We start from the raw sequence: 16,930 nt of genomic DNA on the forward strand, positions 1-16,930 counted from the left end.
CGACTGTGAGAGGGAGGCGCCGAGCCCCGCGCTTTCGGGGGGGAGTCACGCGGCGGCCGCAGGGCCGTCCGCGCAGGACGTGCAGGGGACGAGACGGGCCGTCAGGCGCCCTGGACCAGGTGGAGCTTGCGCTCCTCGATCACCCGGTCCCGCAGCCACATCCCGTCCTCGCGGCGGATCTTCAGACCCTTCGCGAGCGAGGCCGCCGAGATCTGCCGGCCTTCGGCGACCAGCTCACTGGCCAGCCGGTGAGCCTCCGGCAGGAGCTGCGCCAGCTCCTCTGCGGACCGGCCTCGCGGGGTGTTCCCGCCAGCGTCTCCACCAGCGTTCCCGCCCGCCTTCTCGCTGGCGGATTCGCTGGCCTTCTTGCGGTAGACCGGAGTGCCGTACACCCCAATTCCCGCTTGGCCTGTAGGCCCCTCGGCGGACCCCTGGAGGGCCGGGGCCGACCCGGTGGCGTCGAGTGCCGGAACGCTCTGCGCGGGGCGGTGGGAGAGGGGGTTGAGCGGGTTGTAGAGACTGGCGAGCATCCCCGCCCGGACCATCTCCGGACGGACGTGCTCACCGAGCTCGAACGCCGCGCCGAGGGCCACCTTCGCGTTCGTGGCCGCCGCGTACAGCTCCGGCGAGAGGCCCGGCTCGGCACCCTTGTGGATGCGCCACGCGGCGGCGAACGCCTGCTCCTCGTCGATCGCCCCGTACGGCATCGCCGACAGGAGGAGGGCCGCCTGCTTCGCGATGTCCTTGTGGTCCTTCTTCCGCTTCGCCAGGTGGCTACGGCGGGCCCGCTCGGCCTTGCGCTCTTCCTTCGTACGGCCGTGGGAGCCGTGCGTCTTCATGTCCCACAGGTAGATCGCGAACAGGCTGCTCGCCGCGAAGACGACGGCGACCCACTGCGCCTTCGGCAGCTTCTCCGCCCAGTGCCAGTAGTTCACCGCGGCCGCGACGAACGCCGTGAACCAGGTCGCGATGCGGTACTTCACCGCCGGCCTTCCGGCGTCCTCGGCCGCCTTGCCCATGAACGTGAACGCCCAGGCGCCGCCCTCCAGCATCGCGGCGAGCAGCGCGGCCAGGAGCACGTTCACCCCGGTGTCACCGAGCGCACCGACCTGCGAGATGACGGCCGGGATGACCGAGGAGGACATGACGAAGCCGACGAAGACCGTGACCGGGTTCGCGTTGACCCAGCGCGCGACCTTGCCGATGCGGGCCACCCGGGCCGCGCGGTTGCGGGCCTTCTCGTCCTGGCGGCGCCGGGCCTCGGCCTGCTCCTGGCGGCGCTTGACCTCGCCGTCCTTGCGGGCCTGCTCTGCCTTGCGCTCCTTCTCCGCCCGCTCGTCCTCGGCCAGCTGCCGCTTGTACGCGAGCTTGGCCTCCAGCTCCAGGCGGCGGTCCTCGCGGTCGGCGGTCCGGGCCGCGGCCTCATCGGCGCGGCGCTCCTCTCGGTACGTACTCATCGGGGGCCTCCAGCGGCGGGAGTCGCGATTCCGGCCAGCAGCTGCGCCAGCTCGGTGCGGAGTCGGGGGGAGATCGGGTCGAGGCGGAAGCGCCGGGCGAGGGAGTCCCCGCCGGCGGCCGTCGCGCGGGCCGCGAACTCGGTGATGAGGCTGACCAGGGCGACGGTCCCGGCGATCACGCCGAGCACCATCCCCAGCACGGTCAGGACGAACAGGGCGATGTGGCGCAGGGCCTGCTTCATGCCGCCACCTCCGCCGGGGCCTCGGAGCGGACCAGGGTCAGGACGGGTCGGGCCGGGCGCGGGGCGCGGGCGGCGGTGACGGCCGCGGCCGGGTCGTGGGTGCCGAGCGACGCGAGGACCTCGTACGAGTCGAAGTCGACGCCGGTCCAGTCGGCGTAGGTGTCGGTGTCGTCCTCGAAGCCGAGGACCTCGTCGGCGAGCTCCAGCTCGGCAGCCACGGCGGCGACCGACGCGGCGGGCTTGTGGGTGCGCAGCTCGCGGGGCATCCGGCGGAGCAGTCCGGCGTAGTACGTGGCGTCCTCGCGGTCCGTGTCGGTCTCGACCCGGAAGTCGGCGAGGAAGGACGTCAGGGCGTCCCGGCTGGCGAGTCCGCCGGCCATCAGGTCGTGCTCGACGTCCAGCGGCTCGACGTCGAAGCCGATCGCGGCCTCGAAGTACTCGGCCTGGGTAACGATGCGCTGACCAGCAACGATGATGTTCATGTGGGCCGTGCTCCTCTCGATGGACGGCCCCAACGAGCGGCTCTCCGGTGGTCCTGGCAGATCTCCCGGAGGGCCGTTCCTCGTTCTGAGGCCGCTAGACATGGCTGTGCCGTCACGCTTCGTGAGTTGGTCTCACTTGGCGTTGCTTCCGCCATGACATTCCCAGGATTGCGGGGGACTGTCAATCACCCGAGGCGCGACAATCCCGGGAATGCGTGTCTCTAGGAATCAATCCCGGGACTATGGTTCACTGGTCCCGTCGAGACGAGGAGATCACCGGACATGCCCCCCAAGTGGAGAGACCTAGCGGACGAGATCGCCGCGCAGATCAGCAGCGGCGAGTACTCGCCCGGTGATCGCCTGCCCAAGATCGAGGAGCTGGCGTTTCAGGGGAAGGGCTCCAAGACCACCGTCCACGCCGCGTACAAGGCCCTGGAGGCTGACGGACTTGTCACCTCGTCGCGGGGTCACGGGACGATCGTGCGGGCCCGAGCCACCCTGTCGACAGCCGCGGAGCGTGAGGAGCGCAGCAAGCTCACCGGCTCCTCTTGGCGTGCGGGGGAGCGATCCGACTCGCACATGGCTGGGATCGTCTCGGCCTCAGAGGAAGTAGCCGAGGCCCTCGGGATCTCGGCGGGTACGCCGGTCCTCCGGCGCTCGCGTACGTACCGGGACGAGCACACCAACGCCGTCGTTTCCCACTCGACTTCGTGGATCCCGGCCACCATCGCCGAGGAGCTGCCCGAGCTCCTGATGGGCAAGCGCCTCACTGGGGGGACCTCCATCGACCTGATCACGCGGCACACCGGCCGTCCGGTCACCCGCCGGGTCAGTGCCATGTGGGCACGGATCACAACTCCGGCCGACGCCGAATCCCTCGAAATCCCCCCGGACACACGGGCCGCCGTCATCGTGCTGACCGTCCGCGTCATTGACAGCTCCGGCGCCACGATCGAGTACGGCGTCGACGTCGGGGGCCCCGGCCGCCATTGGACCAAGGAGGAAGCAAGCCAGTGACCATCCCGTTGGACGACACCCTCATCCACGTAGTCGAGGAACGCCTCTCCGCTCTCCTCCGCGCTGACCGCCTCGGCAACCTGCCCCCGAACGGCAAGATGGAGATCTCCCAGATCATGAGGACCTTGTCGGGGCACACCGGCTCGGCTCGGCTCGTACTGATGGCGGGTCTCCCCGGGTCCGGCAAGACCACCCTCGCCCGTGAGCTTGAAGCGCGCGGGTACCTCCGGATCAGTCCCGACGAGCGCGTGTGGCGCACGCACGGCCACTACGGGAGGGACTTCCCCCGTGGGGCCTATCGGGTAAGGGAGCAGCCGATCTTGGAAGAGATCGCAACCGAACTCCGTACCGCACTCGGCTCCGGCCAGAACGTCGTCATGGACCACGGCTTCTGGACGGCCGACGAACGCCGTCACTGGCATCGGATCGGGGAGGAGGCCGGCGCGGTCGTGACCCTGGTTCATCTGCCGGGAACGCACGATGAGCTGTGGGAACGCATCAAGGAACGCAATCAGCAGACCTTCGATGACCCGAATTCCATGTACTTCAGCGAGAGCGATCTCCAGCGGCACGGTGCCCGCTTCGAGGTACCGGCCACTGACGAACCCCACGTCATCTATGACGGCGACCTCGGTCCCGTCCTGCGGGCGCTCCAGGAACCCCAGCGCCCGTAGCACGGGACAGCACGGGACACCCCGGGATTCAAGTCCCCCGATTAAGTGATCAAGGGGCAGGATTGGGCCCCAGAAACACCGAAGGCGCCCCGGCCAGGGCGCCTCTCGGATCAAGCAAGGCCGGGACCGCTATCCCGGCGAAGTTCGAGCGAAATGGAGTCGCTCTGTGAAGAGAGTACGAGACGCTTCCCGCCTGGCGCTACAGGACGGGGGCGGCAAGACGGGTGGTATCCAGGCACTCCGGGCGAAACTGCTCGCCAGTGCCTCCCGCTACGCGGGAAGCGGGATGTACGTCCATCCCGTGCTGGTCGGCGGCAAGGAACCCCGCTGGCACTCCTGGGAGGACCGCGCCACTCGCGACCCCCAGGTGATCGAGGACACGTGGGGCCGAGCCCCGTTCAACATCGGGATCGCCTGCGGTCCCTCCAAGCTCGTCGTCGTCGACCTCGACATCCCCCACGACGGTGAGGTCCCCCCGACCGAGTTCCCCTCGGTGACCGACGGCTTCTCCATGCTCACCGCGCTGGCTCACCGTGCCGGTGCCGAAGTACCCCAGACCATGACCGTGCGGACGCCCAGCGGTGGCCGCCACCTGCTCTTCCGCGCCCCCGACTCCGAAGTCCGCAACACCGCCCGTTCCCTCGGCTGGTGCATCGACACCCGCGCGGCCGGCGGGTACGTCGTGGGCATCGGCTCCGTCATCGGCGGCGTCGCCTACACCCTGGAAGGCAGCATCACCGCCCCGGCGGACCTGCCTGAATGGCTGCTGACCCTGATCACCTCCTCCCCTGAGCCAACCAAAAGCGGGCGGGCGCCGCGCCGGAAGGAGGTTGTCGCCCGACTGCACGCACTCACTCGGCAGGGCACCCGCGAACAGCGGTGGGCCGCTGGGATCCTGCGCTCCGAGTGCGATGAGCTGGCCGCGCTGAAGCAGGCGGTAGGCAGCCGTAACGCCCGGCTGAACCTGGCCGCCTTCCGTGCGGGCCAGCTGGTCGCCGCCGGCCTGCTCGACCAGGCCGAAGCCGAGGACCAGCTGACCGCGGCCGCGCTGGAGGCCGGCCTGAACGACAAGTCCCCGTACGAGGTGGAGAAGACGCTGCGCTCCGGTATGACCGCCGGCCTTTCCCGGCCCCGGCGGATGGATGACTCGGCAGCACGTCGCCTCGGCGGTGCCGCGTGAGCGTTCCGGCAGCACGTGAAGCCGCTACCGACGAAGACCTCTGGGGCGGCTTCGACGTCCCGACCACGGCCGAGCGGCCCGCGCCTCGACGACCGCGCCCTGTACGGCGCATCGAGCACCGCGGGCAGCTGCGGATGGCCGAGCGCTTCATCGCGGAGCACAACGAGAAGCTGAGGTTCGTCCACGGCCTGGGCTGGCACGAGTGGGACGATGCTCGCTGGCTCCTGGACGAACAGCGCGTCGACATGGCGTACGCGGTGGCCACCGTGAAGAACGCGTTGCTCGCGCTCGCCGACATGGAGGGCGACGAGCGGGACGACCTGTACAAGGACGCCCGTAAGTCCGAGTCCGCCTCCGGCCTGGAGGGTCTGCTGAAGATCGCCTCCTCGCTCCCGCCCATCAGCACGCCCTCGAAGGGGCTGGATGCAGACCCGTACAAGTTCAACACCCCTGCGGGCACGGTCCACCTGACCGAAGGCACCATCGAGCCCTGCTGCCGCGCTGACCTGATTACCAAGGTCGCCGGTGCCGCACTGCCCGACGAGGAAGACGGCGAGCCCGCCGGCGCCCAGGAGTGGGAGGACTTCCTCGCGCGCATCCTGCCGGACGAGGAAGTCCGGGCCTTCGTACAGCGCCTGTTCGGGTACGCGATGCTCGGGAAGGTCACCGAGCACGTGATGCCGATCTTCACCGGCACCGGTGCCAACGGCAAGGGAACCCTGCGCGATGCCCTGATGGCCGCGTTCGGCGACTACGCCATCGAGGTCGACCCGGCGATCCTGATGGAGTCCAAGCACGAGCGGCATGGCGCCTTCAAGATGCGCCTGCGAGGGGCACGGCTGACGTTCTGCTCCGAGACGGAGAAGGGAAAGCGGTTCGCAGAGGCCACGATGAAGCGACTGGTCGGTGGTGACCCGATCGAGGCGAACCTCATGCACAAGAACCCGATCACCTTCGACCCCTCCCACACGCTCATCATGCTGACCAACCACCTGCCGCTGGTCTCGGGCGACGACCCGGCGGTCTGGCGGCGCATCCTGGTGGTTCCGTTCGACGTCGTGATCCCAGAGGAGGAGCGCGACGGTGGGCTGCCGGAACGCCTGAAGAAGGCCGCGCCGGCCGTCCTGGAGTGGGCGTACGCGGGCTGGCACGACTACATGGAGAAGGGCCTCGCCCCGCCCGAGATCGTCCGCATCAAGACACAGGCATACAAGGCGTCCAGCGACGTCCTCGGCCGGTTCATGGACGAACGGACTATCGCCTCGCCCCACGCCGTCGTGGCAGCCCGCGAGCTGTTCAACGCCTGGACGAGCTGGTGCCACGCCAGCGGCGAGCAGGCGAACAGTGAGGTTGAGTTCTCGAAGAGCCTGGAGGCCCGCGGGTTCGCCAAGAAGCGGACGTCCGCAGGCATGGTTTACCCGGGTCTGATGGTCGCCGGAGAGGACTCTTCCGAAGACTCCTGACCCACCTTGCACAGCGACAGTTCAGCCCCCACCGGGAAGTCCGGTGGGGGCTGTCGTCGTGTAGGGAGCCAAAACGCGCTGACCTGCAGAAATGTAGGGTTGTGGTGGGTTTCCCGATAACCTTCCCTGTGCGTACGCATGGAGAGTTTCGGAAAACCCACCATAACCCTGCACTAGATGCCTCAGGCAACCATTTTTCTACGGTCACTCGGCCACGGCGCAGAGCCCATTCCAGACCTCGCCCGCCTTTGGGTTGCTCGTAGTGAGGTCGACTCGCAGCGCTCGGCCGGTCTGTGCTTTCGAGAGGTGCGGGTGAGGTGGGGTACGGACGGCGCCCGCGCCCGGTGCCGGTCGGGAGGCCGTTCGCGGCCGAGTGGCCGGTACCGGTGAACGCGCGGGCGCCATGGGCGGAGAGCCGGGTCTGTCGGGCGCGGACGCGTCCGTCCGCTGTACCCCTCCCTGGTCGGAGAGGGCCGGGAAGGCCTTGGCGGCCGCTACGGCGGCTCAGGGGGCATGGGGAAGGCCCGGGAGCGATGTTGGGGCGTTCCCGGGCCTTGGAGGGGCTGTGAGGGGCTCAGGCGGCGCTGGAGGGCTCGCCGTTCGCCGGGTCGAGCTGGATCTTGTTGCGCTTGAAGTAGGCGAGGAGTGCCTCCTCCACGATCGACTGGGGGTTCATCTCCAGCTCCTCGACCGCCTTGGTCAGCAGGGAGTTGGTGTGGGGCAGGACCCTGACGGTGAGCGGGACACGCTCGGGGCCCTTGGGCCGGCCGACACGACGTCCGGCAGGCCGGGACGGCTTGCCGATGGAGTCCCAGTCGGGCTCCTGGGCGTTGCCGGGATCGGCGGGGTCGGCCTCGCGCCGCTTGTCGGCCTTCCGCTTGTCTTCGTTGAGGGCGTCGTTGAGGAAGCTGCCCATCAGCTCTGCTCCTTGGCGGTCTTGAGGATGTGGTCGAGGATCTGGCCGTAGGTCCTGACGAGGGCTTTGCCGTACCGGCCGGGAGCGGCAGTGATCGGTTTGCAGGCAGTGCGGGCGACTTCGCGGACTGCGAGGAAGGGGATCGGCTCGGGCAGGAGGAAATCGCCGAAGTCGTCGATGAGGCGCTCCTGCCAGTGCGCGTTGACGGCGCTGAACTCCTTCTTGCGCGGCACCATGCTGCGGACGATGCCGGAGAGGACCAGGTCGGGGTTGAGGCATCCGGGCCCGTTGTAGTGGGCGATCGAGCGAAGGCCCTCCTGGACGCCGAGGTAGCCGTCCTTGGTGAGGGTGGAGGGAAGCAGGACTTGTTTGGCGGCGAGCAGGGCGGAGCCAGCGAGCTTTCCGCCGGCGCGGGGCGGGACGTCGAGGAGGAAGATGTCGACCTCGTCGCGGAGTCCCCAGAGAGCGCGCTTGAGTCGGAACTCCATGGCGGTGGTGGGGTCGTTCTCGCGGTTGGCGAAGTCACGGTCGACGGGGAGGATCTTGATGTTTGAGGGCCAGCCGCGGCCGGCGGGGACGAACACCTCGTGCACGATCTCGGCGGGGTCGCGCGGAGGTGGGGCCTTCTTGGAGGTGTCAACGAAGAAGATGTCGTTGACGGTGTGCTCGGGTTCGTCGAGGCCGAGCTCGTCGGTGAGCGTGCCGCGAGGGTCAAGGTCGGCGACGCCGACCCGCAGCCCGCGATCGGCGGCGACGGCGGCGAGGCCGGAGGTGATGCTGGTCTTGCCGACACCGCCCTTCTCGCTGTACTCGGCGACGCAGAGCGGTCCCTCTTCTTGGGCCATGGGAGCCCCTTCTCTTGAGTCCTGAAGGGCAGCCTCGCCGGTCCACCACCCCGGGTGCAAGCGGGCACACCCTCGTGTCGCCGGACCCGATTCCCGCAAGCGAGATTGCCAGCGGCCCAGCGCGCGGAAACGCCAGCAGGAAGGGGCGGGGTCAGCTTCGCGTTATCTAGCAAGATTGGCCGCAGCTTTGCGGGCGGGGTCCCCCGTGCGGCTGACGGCCTGGGCGATGGGTGCGATCTCGGCGCCTTATCTCGCATGATTGCCCGCATGGGAATGCCGACGGTGCAGTACACGGTGGCGGTGGTGGAGGAGCGGCTGAGGCTGCTCGACCTGGTGGCCGCGATGGCCGCGGGCGAGGAGCGGGCCTGGCTGGCGAAGCAGCGCGAGGGGCACCTGGGTCTGCGGGCCGGGAAGCTGGCGCAGGCGCGGCGGGTGACACGCGAGCTGCTGGTCGAGCGGCGTGAAGCCGGTGAACTGGCGGGGAGCCGGGACTGGGTGCTGGTGCCCGGGGTCAGGGCCGAGCTGGCAGCCAGGGACTGGGATCGGGAGTGGCCGCCGATCCCGCCGGGGGCGCTGGGCGCCGGCCGACGGTGGGGCACCGACCCGGTCCGCTACTCCGCTCACCACGATGAGGGGGAGACCCGATTCCTGGGTCGGCTCGGGGTGAGGCTGCCGCACGAACTGGGCGAGAGGCTCCAGCGAGCCTGCTACTGGCACAACGCGGAGATCGAGCAGAAGCTCCAGCGGTGGGCCGACCGGTGGGGAGACGGACCCGAGGTGATCATGCGTCAATCCGTCCGTGAACACGGCGGAGTGACCGTGCTGGCCGGGCTGGCCGCGGCCTTCGCTCCGACACCGCCCGCCGAGGAGCTTGTGGAGCGAGGCGAGCTGAGGTCGAAGGTGGTCACCACCGGCGACATCCTGCGCGCCGCGCTCGACCACGCCCTGGCGGTCGCTCCCGAAAGGGCACGCCGCGAGCAGACCAGGCTGCGCGCCGCCGCTGCTCAGGCCCGGCGCGACATCGCCCTCGCGGAGGAGCGCAAGGGCAAGGCTGAGGAAGCGCAGCGCCGAGCAGTAGCGGCCGGCAACACGGAGGACGTCAGCAAGGCGGTGAACGACGTCGTGCACTGGAACTCCAGGGTTGTCGCCTGCCGCCTCGAAGCCGAACGGCTCACCGGTCAGGCAGAGGGCGTGCGCGACCTGATCAACCAGCTCAAAGCCCGCCGCGACTGACGGCCCGCGCCCGGGGACCCCCCGAACCCCGGCGCGAGACAGCGCGTTCAATCTTGCTAGATAACGCGAGCTGGACCGATAAAGGCATGCGAAAAAGACAGCAAAAACAGAAGCCGAAAAGAGGGCGAAAAAGATGACACAAACGCCGTTGGAAACACTGGCGTGATCGCTGGCTTTAATACCCGTCCGACGTCCAAGCTAGCTAGATTACGCGCACTCGTCGCGAGCCATGAAACCGCAGGTCAGAGCAGGTTTCTGGGTGCTTGCAGAGAACCTTTCAGGGGGCTACGTTCAGACTTCTACAGGGGGAGCCGGGATACCTCTCGCGCACGTGGAGGCGTGGATGACGGAGAGCAAAGAGGCGCGGAGTAAGGCGCTGGAAACCTACGGCCCACATCAGTTTCCGGAGCGAATCGGGTTCGAGTTGTGGAGGTTCGAGCGAGCCTTGGCGAAGGGCCTGATCCCTCCGGAGGACGTCGGGGGCCGACGCTGGTCGGCTGCTGTAGTCGAGGAGGTGGAGGGGAGGGCGGCCGAGATCAGGGCGGCGACGGACGGACTGCCGGACATGGGTGCGTGCAGGGCCGCGGCCGTCTTGGAGGAGAGGTTCGAGGTCAGGGTCGCGCCGGAGGTCCTGGCAGAGCTGGACCGTGTCGGGCTGATCGAGTGCGTCGGCGAGTACAAGGGCCACGCGCTCTACGACGGCCAGGCCCTCGCAGACTTCGCGGACCGAACGGCGCTGGAGAAGGCGAAGCACAACGGCCGGCTGCTGAACCGCACGGCCGCGGCCCGGCACCTCGGCATCAGAGCCTCGGACTTCGACCACCTCACCAACGCCAAATGGCTGCGGGCCACGACCTGGGTACACAGCGGCTGGCAGCGTCGCCGAGACGTCCCGTGCGTGGCCCTGTACCGCCTCGGCGACCTGGAGGTGCTCCTGGCGCACCCGGCCATCGACTGGGACGAGATCCGGGCAACGCCCAGAGGCCGGCCCTCGCCGCTGGCCCGGCTCACCTCACGCAAACCCGCCGAGGTCTAGCCGGAGGGCCAGCACTCCCGACAGCGCAAACGCAAGCACTTCCGCCACCGGAAGAGCTGGCGTTGCCGACTGCAAGGCTGCGGGCCACTCAGCAGGCGGGAAAGCCTGCGTATCCGCTGGCGAGAACAGCAGCGGCAGAGATTGCGGAAACCTGGAGGGCGTCTTCCGCGACGTCGGTGAACCGGGGACGCTGGAAGCGTGACCAGGAAGGTAAGGCGGTGCGGGAACTGCGGGAACCCCCTGCCGAAGGATGCGGGCCCGAACCGGCAGTACTGCAATGCGACCTGCCGCAGCAGGCACTGGCGACGGGTCCAGCGCCATGAAACCGTCTACCGGCGGGCGGTAGACCAGGGGATCGAGGCCCTGCGCGGGGGAGTCGAGCGGTACGTCTTCGGCCGCTGCCCGGCCTGCGGCCACCTTGTCTCGATCAGGAAGAGGAGCGACTCGGTGTACTGCTCGCCGAAGTGCCGCACGCGGGCGTGGAGGCTCCGGCGGGCCGTCGGCGGTGTCGGTGACGTTTCCGAACGGCCGTTGCGATAGCCGTCACCCGGTGACGGCTATCCGCACGATGGATCATGCGGCCCTCAGCTCTGCCCGCCCTCGATGGCGGGCACGGCCTGGGCGCCGATGACGGGGCGCCCGCCGGCCTTCAGCTCGGGCACGTACTTGTAGAGGGTGGTCCGCGAGACGCCGAGCAGCTTCGCGATGGAGGTGATGCTGGCCTCGGCGTCGGCGAGCATCGCGCGGGCGTGCCTGATCTGCTCCGCGTTCATCGCGGGCGGGCGGCCGATGCGTTCCCCGCGGGCGCGTGCGGCGGCCAGGCCCTCGTGGGTGCCCTGGATGATCAGCTCCCTGATGAACTCCGCGAGGGCGGCGAACACGTGGAAGACGAGCCTGCCGCCGGGGGTGGTGGTGTCCAGGGACTCGTGCAGGGAGTGGAAGCCCACCCCGCGCTTGCGCAGGCCGGCCACGATGGCGATCAGGTCCTGGATGGATCGGCCGAGCCGGTCCAGGGACGGCACGACGAGGGTGTCGCCGGGCCGGGCGTAGTCGAGGGCGGCCCACAGCTCGGGCCGCTCGGCGTTCTTCCCGGAGAGCTTGTCCGCGAAGATCCGCGCGCACCCGGCGCCCTCCAGGGCGAGGATCTGCCGGTCGAGGAGCTGGCCCTTGGTGGAGACGCGGCCGTAGCCGACGAGGACGCCGGTCAGGTTGGCGGGGAAGGCGTCGAGGACGTCGTCGCCGCTGTCGGCCCACTGGGCCAGGCTGCTGCTCATGGCCGTCACCGTACAGAAACCGGGGTGCCCGGGTTCCTGCACGCCGGGAGTTCCTGGACGCCCTTGTTGGACAGCGGAACTGGTCCCGGAATCCGGTTCCCGGGCGTGTCGTCGGGGTGTGCGGAAACGGATCGTTTCCTGCACACCCCTCGGCAGACGGACCGTCAGTCCGACTGCGAGACCGCAGTGGCCCGCCGTCAGCAACCGGGACCCACAGGCGGAGAAGACCTGACCGGTCCTGGCCGGCGTCAGCTGACACCGCCGTACCTCGGGTTTGGGTGTAGAGCGGTTGCTCAGGACTGGTGCTCGGCGATGTACTCGCTGACCTCAAGTACCGTGTCGAGGTTCCGGAACTCCTTTTCGGGGATCTCCACCCCGAAGCGCTCCTCGATCGCGGCCGCGATTTCGACCTTGTCGAACCCATCGACCCCGAGGTCACTGAGCTTGGTGTGGATGTCGAGCCCGCCCTCGGGCTTCTTGGTCTCGTAGACGATCTCGGTGACTTCCTGAGAGATCTCTTGGACCGTAGCAACAGCCATGGATGCCTCCACTCTCTGCGGCGCCGCCTTGGTGACGGTGCGCGGTGCCGCACCACTTTCACAGCCCCACGCGGGCGAGAACACGCGGCAGGCCGACACGATCAGGTGAGACCCCCGTCATCTCGGCTGCGCCCGGCATGCCCCTCCCGGGTTCCGCACCTGCCGCGTTCCAGGGCCGAAATTTGAAACCCCTGCTGGCCTGCGAGACTTTGGCGGTGAGCACCATGCGCCGCCCGCTCGGGCAAGGACCGGATCCCGTCGTCGAGGACCAGGAGCCGCGCACCGTGCGGGGCCGCACGGCAGCCGAGCGGGCCGCCGAGGACACTCAGCCGCTCCTGCCACGGACCGAGGCCGGTACAACGGCTCGGCGGACACTGGGGGCCGGCCCCCGGACCTGAGATCCGGTCAGGGGCCGAACTGGGCTATCACCGCAGCCTGGGTCCCTTCCGCTGCGGTGTCTGCGCAGGTGCTGCGGCCCGCGCCGGCGCCTGCCGCTTCTGCTGCTGTTGCTGGGCTTCGGCCAGGCGCGCGCGGAAGACCCGTGCCGCGGCTTCGGCCTTGTGGAAGTCGGGGTGCGTCTCGGCGAGGATCCGGCGCCGCTGCTGCTCGGCCTGTGCCAGAGCCGCGTGGCCACGCCAGTTGGTGGCCTCCTGCATGGCGGCCTGGGCGACGCCGTGGTGCTCGCCCAGCTTCCGCTCGTCGAGTGCGTCCTTGGCTTGGGCCTGCTCCGGCACCCGCTGCTGGCGCATGTCGGCCAGCCGCTGCGCGAGGACGTCCAGGGCCGGAGCGTGTCCGGTCGCGCCGAGGGCCTCGGCGTACGGGCTGGACTTCACCGACTCCCAGGCGGCCAGGCGGGCGTCGTCGCTGGCCCGCCGTGCGCGGGCCTGCTCGTCCTCGCCGCCGATGGCCTGACCGAGGTAGTGCTCGTGCAGCTGCTGAACTTCCTTCCTGCTGCTGCCGGCCAGCCGCAGCGCGAGCCGAGACGACTGCAGTTGCTTGGCGATGTCCGGCAGGATCACCTCCCGGGCCTGCTTGGCCTGCGCGTCGGCCACCCGTGCCCGGCCCGCTTCCTCGAAGGCCGTCGTCAGGTGTCCGACGGCCTGGTCGAGGACGACTCCGGCCTCGCGTGCCCAATGCTGCCCGCGGCTGGCTCCGGCGGCTCGCTCCTGCTCCATCCGCTCGGCCAGGACCTGGTGGTCCGCGCGGGCCGCGGCCGCCTTCTTCTCGTACGCCTCCACCTGCTTGAGGAAGTAGACGATGTCGTCGGCGAGTGCCGTGTCGGTACGGCTGCCGTACGGCCGGACCTTCCAGTCCGGGACGTCCGGCTCGCCGGGCTCCTGGGGCTCTCCGAGGGCCGGCTCCTGGTGCTGCTGGAGGCGGGCCTGCTTCTCGGCGTGGCGGCGCCGGGAGTTCTCGGTCGAGCCGCTGGTGGTGGTCGACTTCATCCGGGCCGCTCGCGCGGACACCACCCGCCGGGCTTCTTGGAGGGAGGCCTCGACGCTTTCGCGGGCCCGGGCCTGCTCGGCCTCGACCTGGTGCGGCACTGCCACGGGCTCCGGGGCGGGCCGCAGTTCGTCGGAGACCATGCCGTCGGGCTGGGACTGCCCCAGGAAGCGGGCGAACGCGGAGACCGCGCGGTGCAGCTGCTCGGTCTCGGAGCGGGCGGCCCCGAGCAGCTGCTGGGTGCGCTGGTCCTCGATGACCTCCAGGGGCAGCCAGAGGTGGTTGGCGTGCCGGGCGCGGGTGATGCCCGGGTAGGTGGCGAAGGCGTTCGCCCCGTGCCCGTACAGCAGGCTGGTGTGGCAGGTCAGGCCCTGGGAGGCGGCCACGGTCATCGCGTAGCCGAGGGACAGGGCGCCGGCGCCGATGTCGTCCGGCCGCATCCACGCCGACTCGGTCCGGACGCTGCCGTCGGGATTCCGGTCCTTGGTCCGCCAGGTGATCTCGACGTGCCGGTCCTCGCGGATCGCGGTCACCACCGCGCGGTACCCGTTGAGGACGTCGGGGCCTTCGCCGCGGCGGCTCCGGTAGTCGTTGACGCGGACGCGGACCAGGTCGCCCTCGGCGAGGCTGAGGGAGCCCCCGCCCGGCAGGGCGTAGGTCTGCTCGGCGCCGAGTTCGCCGGCGGCCCTCCGGATCTGCTGGGCGCCGGAGTTGAGCGCGTCGACGTCCACGTTTCGGGCGGCGAGGACCACCAGGTTCTCCACCAGGTCCTGCTCGTCGGGCCAGACCCGGCGCAGCTCGTCCCACGCCATCAGCATCTCGGAGCGCGCCTCGTCGGCGGTCGCGACGGCATGGACCCGTCCGCCGGCGGCGAGCATCTCCAGCGCCCGCTGGTGGTCGCCGGTCCGCCACACCTCCAGCGCGGCCCGCTCCGCCTCGTGCTCCTGGCGCCGGTTCTCGGTGAGGACCTCGCCGTCCACCAGCCGGTGGACCTCACGGAACCAGCCGCCGATCCCGATGGCCTGGAGCTGCTTGGGGTCGCCGATCGCGACGAGCTTCGTGCCGGTGCGGGCGGCCTCGGCGAGGAGCTTGGCGGCGGACCGGTCGTCGGTCATCACGGCCTCGTCCAGGACCAGGACGTCGACCCCGGTCAGACCCCGGCCGCTCTCGATCTGCTGCAGCCAGGACGCGACCGTGCGCGACGGGATCGCGGAGGCGTCCTCAAGGCCCTTGGCGCCGACGGCGGACAGGCACGCGCCCGCGTACGTCTTGCCGGTGGCGTCCCACCCGATCCGGCACGCGTCCATCAACGTGGACTTGCCCGCGCCGGCCACGCCGATGACGGCCTCGACGCCGTGCCCGGCGGTCAGCAGGCGTGTGACGACCTGCCGCTGCTGGGCGGACAGCTCGAACCCGGCCGCCACGGAGAAGACGCTCATGGCGGCCTCGGCCTGGGCGGCGGTCAGCCGGACGGAGCCGTCGCCGTAGCGGGCGGTGGCCTGCTCGATCGCGGTCTCCTCGGCGGCCAGGACGTCGGCGGTGGTGTACCGGTCGGTGCTGCTCATGACGGTGGAGCCGACGTGCGGCAGGGCCACCGCGTACCCCTCGACGCGCAGCACGTCGTCGGCCAGGCGCTCCAGGGCGGCCGGGTCGTCGCCGATCCCGTACGGCAGGGCGTTGCCGACGGCGGCCAGGAGCTCGGCCCGGGTGAACGCCTTCTTGCTCGCCGTCACCCCGGTCTCGGAGTCGAAGACGATCGCGGCGAGGTCGGCGGGCGGCGGAAGCTGCGGACCGCCGGGGCCGCCGAAGCCGGTGCCGGCCCCGCCGTCCGGGCCGGGCCTGCCGGGCGCGGCCGCGGCCACCATCGCGTCCACGTCCACGCCCCGGCCCTCGGCACGCTCGCGCCAGGAGGTCCTCATCCCGCCCGCGTCGGCGGAGTGCTTGGCCCGGCGGGTCTCCGCCGAGACCCGCAGCTTGTCCTCCAGCGTGGCGTCCTCGCCGGCGGTGGCGTCGACCATGGCCGCGCGCCGGGAGAACAGGTCTCGCACCGGCTCGGGGATGCCGTCGACCTCCCACGCCCCGGTCGTGGCGGACTGGGTGCGGCGCACGCCGAACCGCTCGTGTGCCAGCGCCCGCACCCGCGCCTTGAAGTAGGCGTCGGCCGCCGAGGCGTGGCGGTAGAGGTCGCTGCCGCTGTTCCCGATCGAGCGCCACTTCCCGTCGGCGCACTTCGCCATGTTGGCGACGACGACGTGCAGGTGCAGGTGCGGGTCGCCGGGGGCGCCGTCGCCCATCGGGCGGGCGGAGCGGTGCTCGACGGACCACCCGAGCAGACCGCCGGTCGCCAGCCGTACCGGCTGGCCGTCCTCGCTGCCGACCGCGTACCCGATCCACCGCTCCAGCTGCCGGAAGGTGTCGGTCTTGGCCTGGTGGACCAGACGCCGGTAGTCGGCCTCGTCCACCTCGCTCATCAGCCCCGCGAGGACGCTGTCGCTCTTGGGGAGGTCCAGCACGATGTCCCAGCCGCGGACCCTGCTGTCCGTGCGCAGGTCCTTGTTCTCCCACGCGGTCGCCAGTTCGGCGGCGGGGTAGATCTCGGCGAGGTCGAGGCCGGCGGCGCGGGCGAGCTTGTGGAGGGTCTCGATGTGGAGCCGGTGGGCCTCGCCGCGCCGGTTGACCATCCGCTGCTGGGTGGCCAGCAGGCGCTGCTGCTTGGCCTTGCCCTCCAGAAGGGCGGCGGGCTCCACCCCGGCCTCGGCGGCGGCGGCCTCGATCTCCTTCAGGAGCGGCGCAACGGTGACCGTGGCCTTCTCGTGCGCGCGGACGGACGTGGCGGAACCCGAGAGGCGGGCCCCCGTCTTTGGGTGGCAGCCCCTCATCAGGTGACGGGCCGCCTCCTCCCCCTCGGGGTCCAGGACCTGGCCCTCGGCGAGCCCGACGTCCTCCAGCCCGGCCCCCATCCACACCAGGACCCCATCGGCCTCCGGTCGCAGACGGTAACCCACCGCCGGATCCAGATCGTCGGCCTCGGCCGCCACCTCGTGCCCGGCGCTGTCGACCACACCGCATCCGGCGTGCCGCCGCAGCCGGTAGTCGACCTGCTCGTCCTCGCTGATCTCCGTCACCCAC

Annotated in this window: 15 protein-coding genes; 7 read left to right on the top strand and 8 right to left on the bottom strand. The window is 70.4% G+C overall.

Annotation, left to right across the window (positions count from 1 at the left end; all coding sequences use genetic code 11):
• Positions 1-101: 101 nt before the first annotated feature.
• Genes ACFV9H_RS35730 through ACFV9H_RS35740 form a run of 3 tightly spaced genes read right to left on the bottom strand, consistent with a single transcriptional unit; the run spans position 102 to position 2,181 of the window.
• Positions 102-1,457 carry a hypothetical protein gene (locus tag ACFV9H_RS35730; RefSeq protein WP_385406825.1) on the bottom strand — a complete coding sequence of 452 codons (1,356 nt, stop codon included), beginning with the start codon at positions 1,455-1,457 and terminating at the stop codon, positions 102-104.
• Positions 1,454-1,699: a hypothetical protein gene (locus tag ACFV9H_RS35735; protein WP_327169995.1), complete on the bottom strand. Its 246-nt coding sequence runs from the start codon at positions 1,697-1,699 to the stop codon at positions 1,454-1,456. The genes ACFV9H_RS35730 and ACFV9H_RS35735 overlap by 4 nt, the downstream gene beginning before the upstream one ends.
• Entirely contained in the window at positions 1,696-2,181 is a 486-nt protein-coding gene (locus tag ACFV9H_RS35740) for a hypothetical protein (protein WP_385406828.1), read from the bottom strand. The genes ACFV9H_RS35735 and ACFV9H_RS35740 overlap by 4 nt, the downstream gene beginning before the upstream one ends.
• Positions 2,182-2,463: 282 nt before the next feature.
• Here ACFV9H_RS35740 and ACFV9H_RS35745 point away from each other — a divergent pair, with 282 nt between their 5' ends.
• From ACFV9H_RS35745 to ACFV9H_RS35760, 4 genes are all read left to right on the top strand, one after another.
• The gene (locus ACFV9H_RS35745) at positions 2,464-3,198 is read left to right on the top strand and encodes a GntR family transcriptional regulator (RefSeq protein WP_385406831.1); all 735 of its coding nucleotides are present in this window, start codon (positions 2,464-2,466) and stop codon (positions 3,196-3,198) included.
• Positions 3,195-3,872 (top strand): AAA family ATPase, encoded by a 678-nt coding sequence (locus ACFV9H_RS35750; protein WP_385406833.1) that lies wholly within the window; start codon positions 3,195-3,197, stop codon positions 3,870-3,872. Before ACFV9H_RS35745 ends, ACFV9H_RS35750 begins: the two co-directional genes overlap by 4 nt.
• Before the next feature lie 166 nt (positions 3,873-4,038).
• The gene (locus ACFV9H_RS35755; protein WP_385406836.1) at positions 4,039-5,052 is read left to right on the top strand and encodes a bifunctional DNA primase/polymerase; all 1,014 of its coding nucleotides are present in this window, start codon (positions 4,039-4,041) and stop codon (positions 5,050-5,052) included.
• Entirely contained in the window at positions 5,049-6,515 is a 1,467-nt protein-coding gene (locus tag ACFV9H_RS35760) for a phage/plasmid primase, P4 family (RefSeq protein WP_385406838.1), read from the top strand. Before ACFV9H_RS35755 ends, ACFV9H_RS35760 begins: the two co-directional genes overlap by 4 nt.
• Before the next feature lie 574 nt (positions 6,516-7,089).
• Here the strand turns inward: ACFV9H_RS35760 and ACFV9H_RS35765 are convergent.
• Both ACFV9H_RS35765 and ACFV9H_RS35770 read right to left on the bottom strand, forming a co-directional pair.
• Entirely contained in the window at positions 7,090-7,431 is a 342-nt protein-coding gene (locus ACFV9H_RS35765) for a hypothetical protein (protein ID WP_385406841.1), read from the bottom strand.
• Positions 7,431-8,276 carry a ParA family protein gene (locus ACFV9H_RS35770; protein ID WP_385406842.1) on the bottom strand — a complete coding sequence of 282 codons (846 nt, stop codon included), beginning with the start codon at positions 8,274-8,276 and terminating at the stop codon, positions 7,431-7,433. Before ACFV9H_RS35770 ends, ACFV9H_RS35765 begins: the two co-directional genes overlap by 1 nt.
• A gap of 267 nt (positions 8,277-8,543) precedes the next feature.
• Here ACFV9H_RS35770 and ACFV9H_RS35775 point away from each other — a divergent pair, with 267 nt between their 5' ends.
• Together ACFV9H_RS35775 and ACFV9H_RS35780 are read left to right on the top strand one after the other, a co-directional pair.
• Complete coding sequence (locus ACFV9H_RS35775; RefSeq protein WP_385406845.1) at positions 8,544-9,509, top strand: hypothetical protein; 966 nt, start codon at positions 8,544-8,546, stop codon at positions 9,507-9,509.
• A gap of 445 nt (positions 9,510-9,954) precedes the next feature.
• Complete coding sequence (locus ACFV9H_RS35780) at positions 9,955-10,545, top strand: hypothetical protein (protein WP_385406847.1); 591 nt, start codon at positions 9,955-9,957, stop codon at positions 10,543-10,545.
• Positions 10,546-11,129: 584 nt separating this feature from the next.
• Here the strand turns inward: ACFV9H_RS35780 and ACFV9H_RS35785 are convergent.
• Together ACFV9H_RS35785 and ACFV9H_RS35790 are read right to left on the bottom strand one after the other, a co-directional pair.
• A complete protein-coding gene (locus ACFV9H_RS35785) occupies positions 11,130-11,819 on the bottom strand; it encodes a recombinase family protein (protein WP_385406850.1) in 690 nt (229 codons plus the stop codon).
• A 293-nt stretch (positions 11,820-12,112) separates the two neighbouring features.
• Positions 12,113-12,358, bottom strand: coding sequence for an acyl carrier protein (locus ACFV9H_RS35790; protein WP_385406853.1), 246 nt, complete (start codon positions 12,356-12,358; stop codon positions 12,113-12,115).
• Positions 12,359-12,573: 215 nt separating this feature from the next.
• Between ACFV9H_RS35790 and ACFV9H_RS35795 the strand changes: the two genes are divergently transcribed.
• Positions 12,574-12,756 (top strand): hypothetical protein, encoded by a 183-nt coding sequence (locus ACFV9H_RS35795; RefSeq protein ID WP_385406856.1) that lies wholly within the window; start codon positions 12,574-12,576, stop codon positions 12,754-12,756.
• Positions 12,757-12,783: 27 nt separating this feature from the next.
• Here ACFV9H_RS35795 and mobF read toward each other — a convergent pair whose 3' ends face one another.
• On the bottom strand, positions 12,784-16,926 hold the full coding sequence (gene mobF, locus ACFV9H_RS35800) for a MobF family relaxase (protein WP_385406859.1): 4,143 nt from the start codon (positions 16,924-16,926) through the stop codon (positions 12,784-12,786).
• Between the last annotated feature and the right edge of the window lie 4 nt (positions 16,927-16,930).

Source organism: Streptomyces sp. NPDC059874, assembly GCF_042731135.1.
In the GTDB taxonomy this organism is placed as follows: domain Bacteria; phylum Actinomycetota; class Actinomycetes; order Streptomycetales; family Streptomycetaceae; genus Streptomyces.

What these genes read in the sequence shown, in the direction of transcription:
- ACFV9H_RS35790 (WP_385406853.1), bottom strand. Translation starts at nt 12,358, where the DNA reads ATGGCTGTTGCTACGGTCCAAGAGATCTCTCAGGAAGTCACCGAGATC.
- ACFV9H_RS35770 (WP_385406842.1), bottom strand. Translation starts at nt 8,276, where the DNA reads ATGGCCCAAGAAGAGGGACCGCTCTGCGTCGCCGAGTACAGCGAGAAG.
- ACFV9H_RS35765 (WP_385406841.1), bottom strand. Translation starts at nt 7,431, where the DNA reads ATGGGCAGCTTCCTCAACGACGCCCTCAACGAAGACAAGCGGAAGGCC.
- ACFV9H_RS35745 (WP_385406831.1), top strand. Translation starts at nt 2,464, where the DNA reads ATGCCCCCCAAGTGGAGAGACCTAGCGGACGAGATCGCCGCGCAGATC.
- ACFV9H_RS35730 (WP_385406825.1), bottom strand. Translation starts at nt 1,457, where the DNA reads ATGAGTACGTACCGAGAGGAGCGCCGCGCCGATGAGGCCGCGGCCCGG.
- ACFV9H_RS35735 (WP_327169995.1), bottom strand. Translation starts at nt 1,699, where the DNA reads ATGAAGCAGGCCCTGCGCCACATCGCCCTGTTCGTCCTGACCGTGCTG.
- ACFV9H_RS35775 (WP_385406845.1), top strand. Translation starts at nt 8,544, where the DNA reads ATGGGAATGCCGACGGTGCAGTACACGGTGGCGGTGGTGGAGGAGCGG.
- ACFV9H_RS35740 (WP_385406828.1), bottom strand. Translation starts at nt 2,181, where the DNA reads ATGAACATCATCGTTGCTGGTCAGCGCATCGTTACCCAGGCCGAGTAC.
- ACFV9H_RS35785 (WP_385406850.1), bottom strand. Translation starts at nt 11,819, where the DNA reads ATGAGCAGCAGCCTGGCCCAGTGGGCCGACAGCGGCGACGACGTCCTC.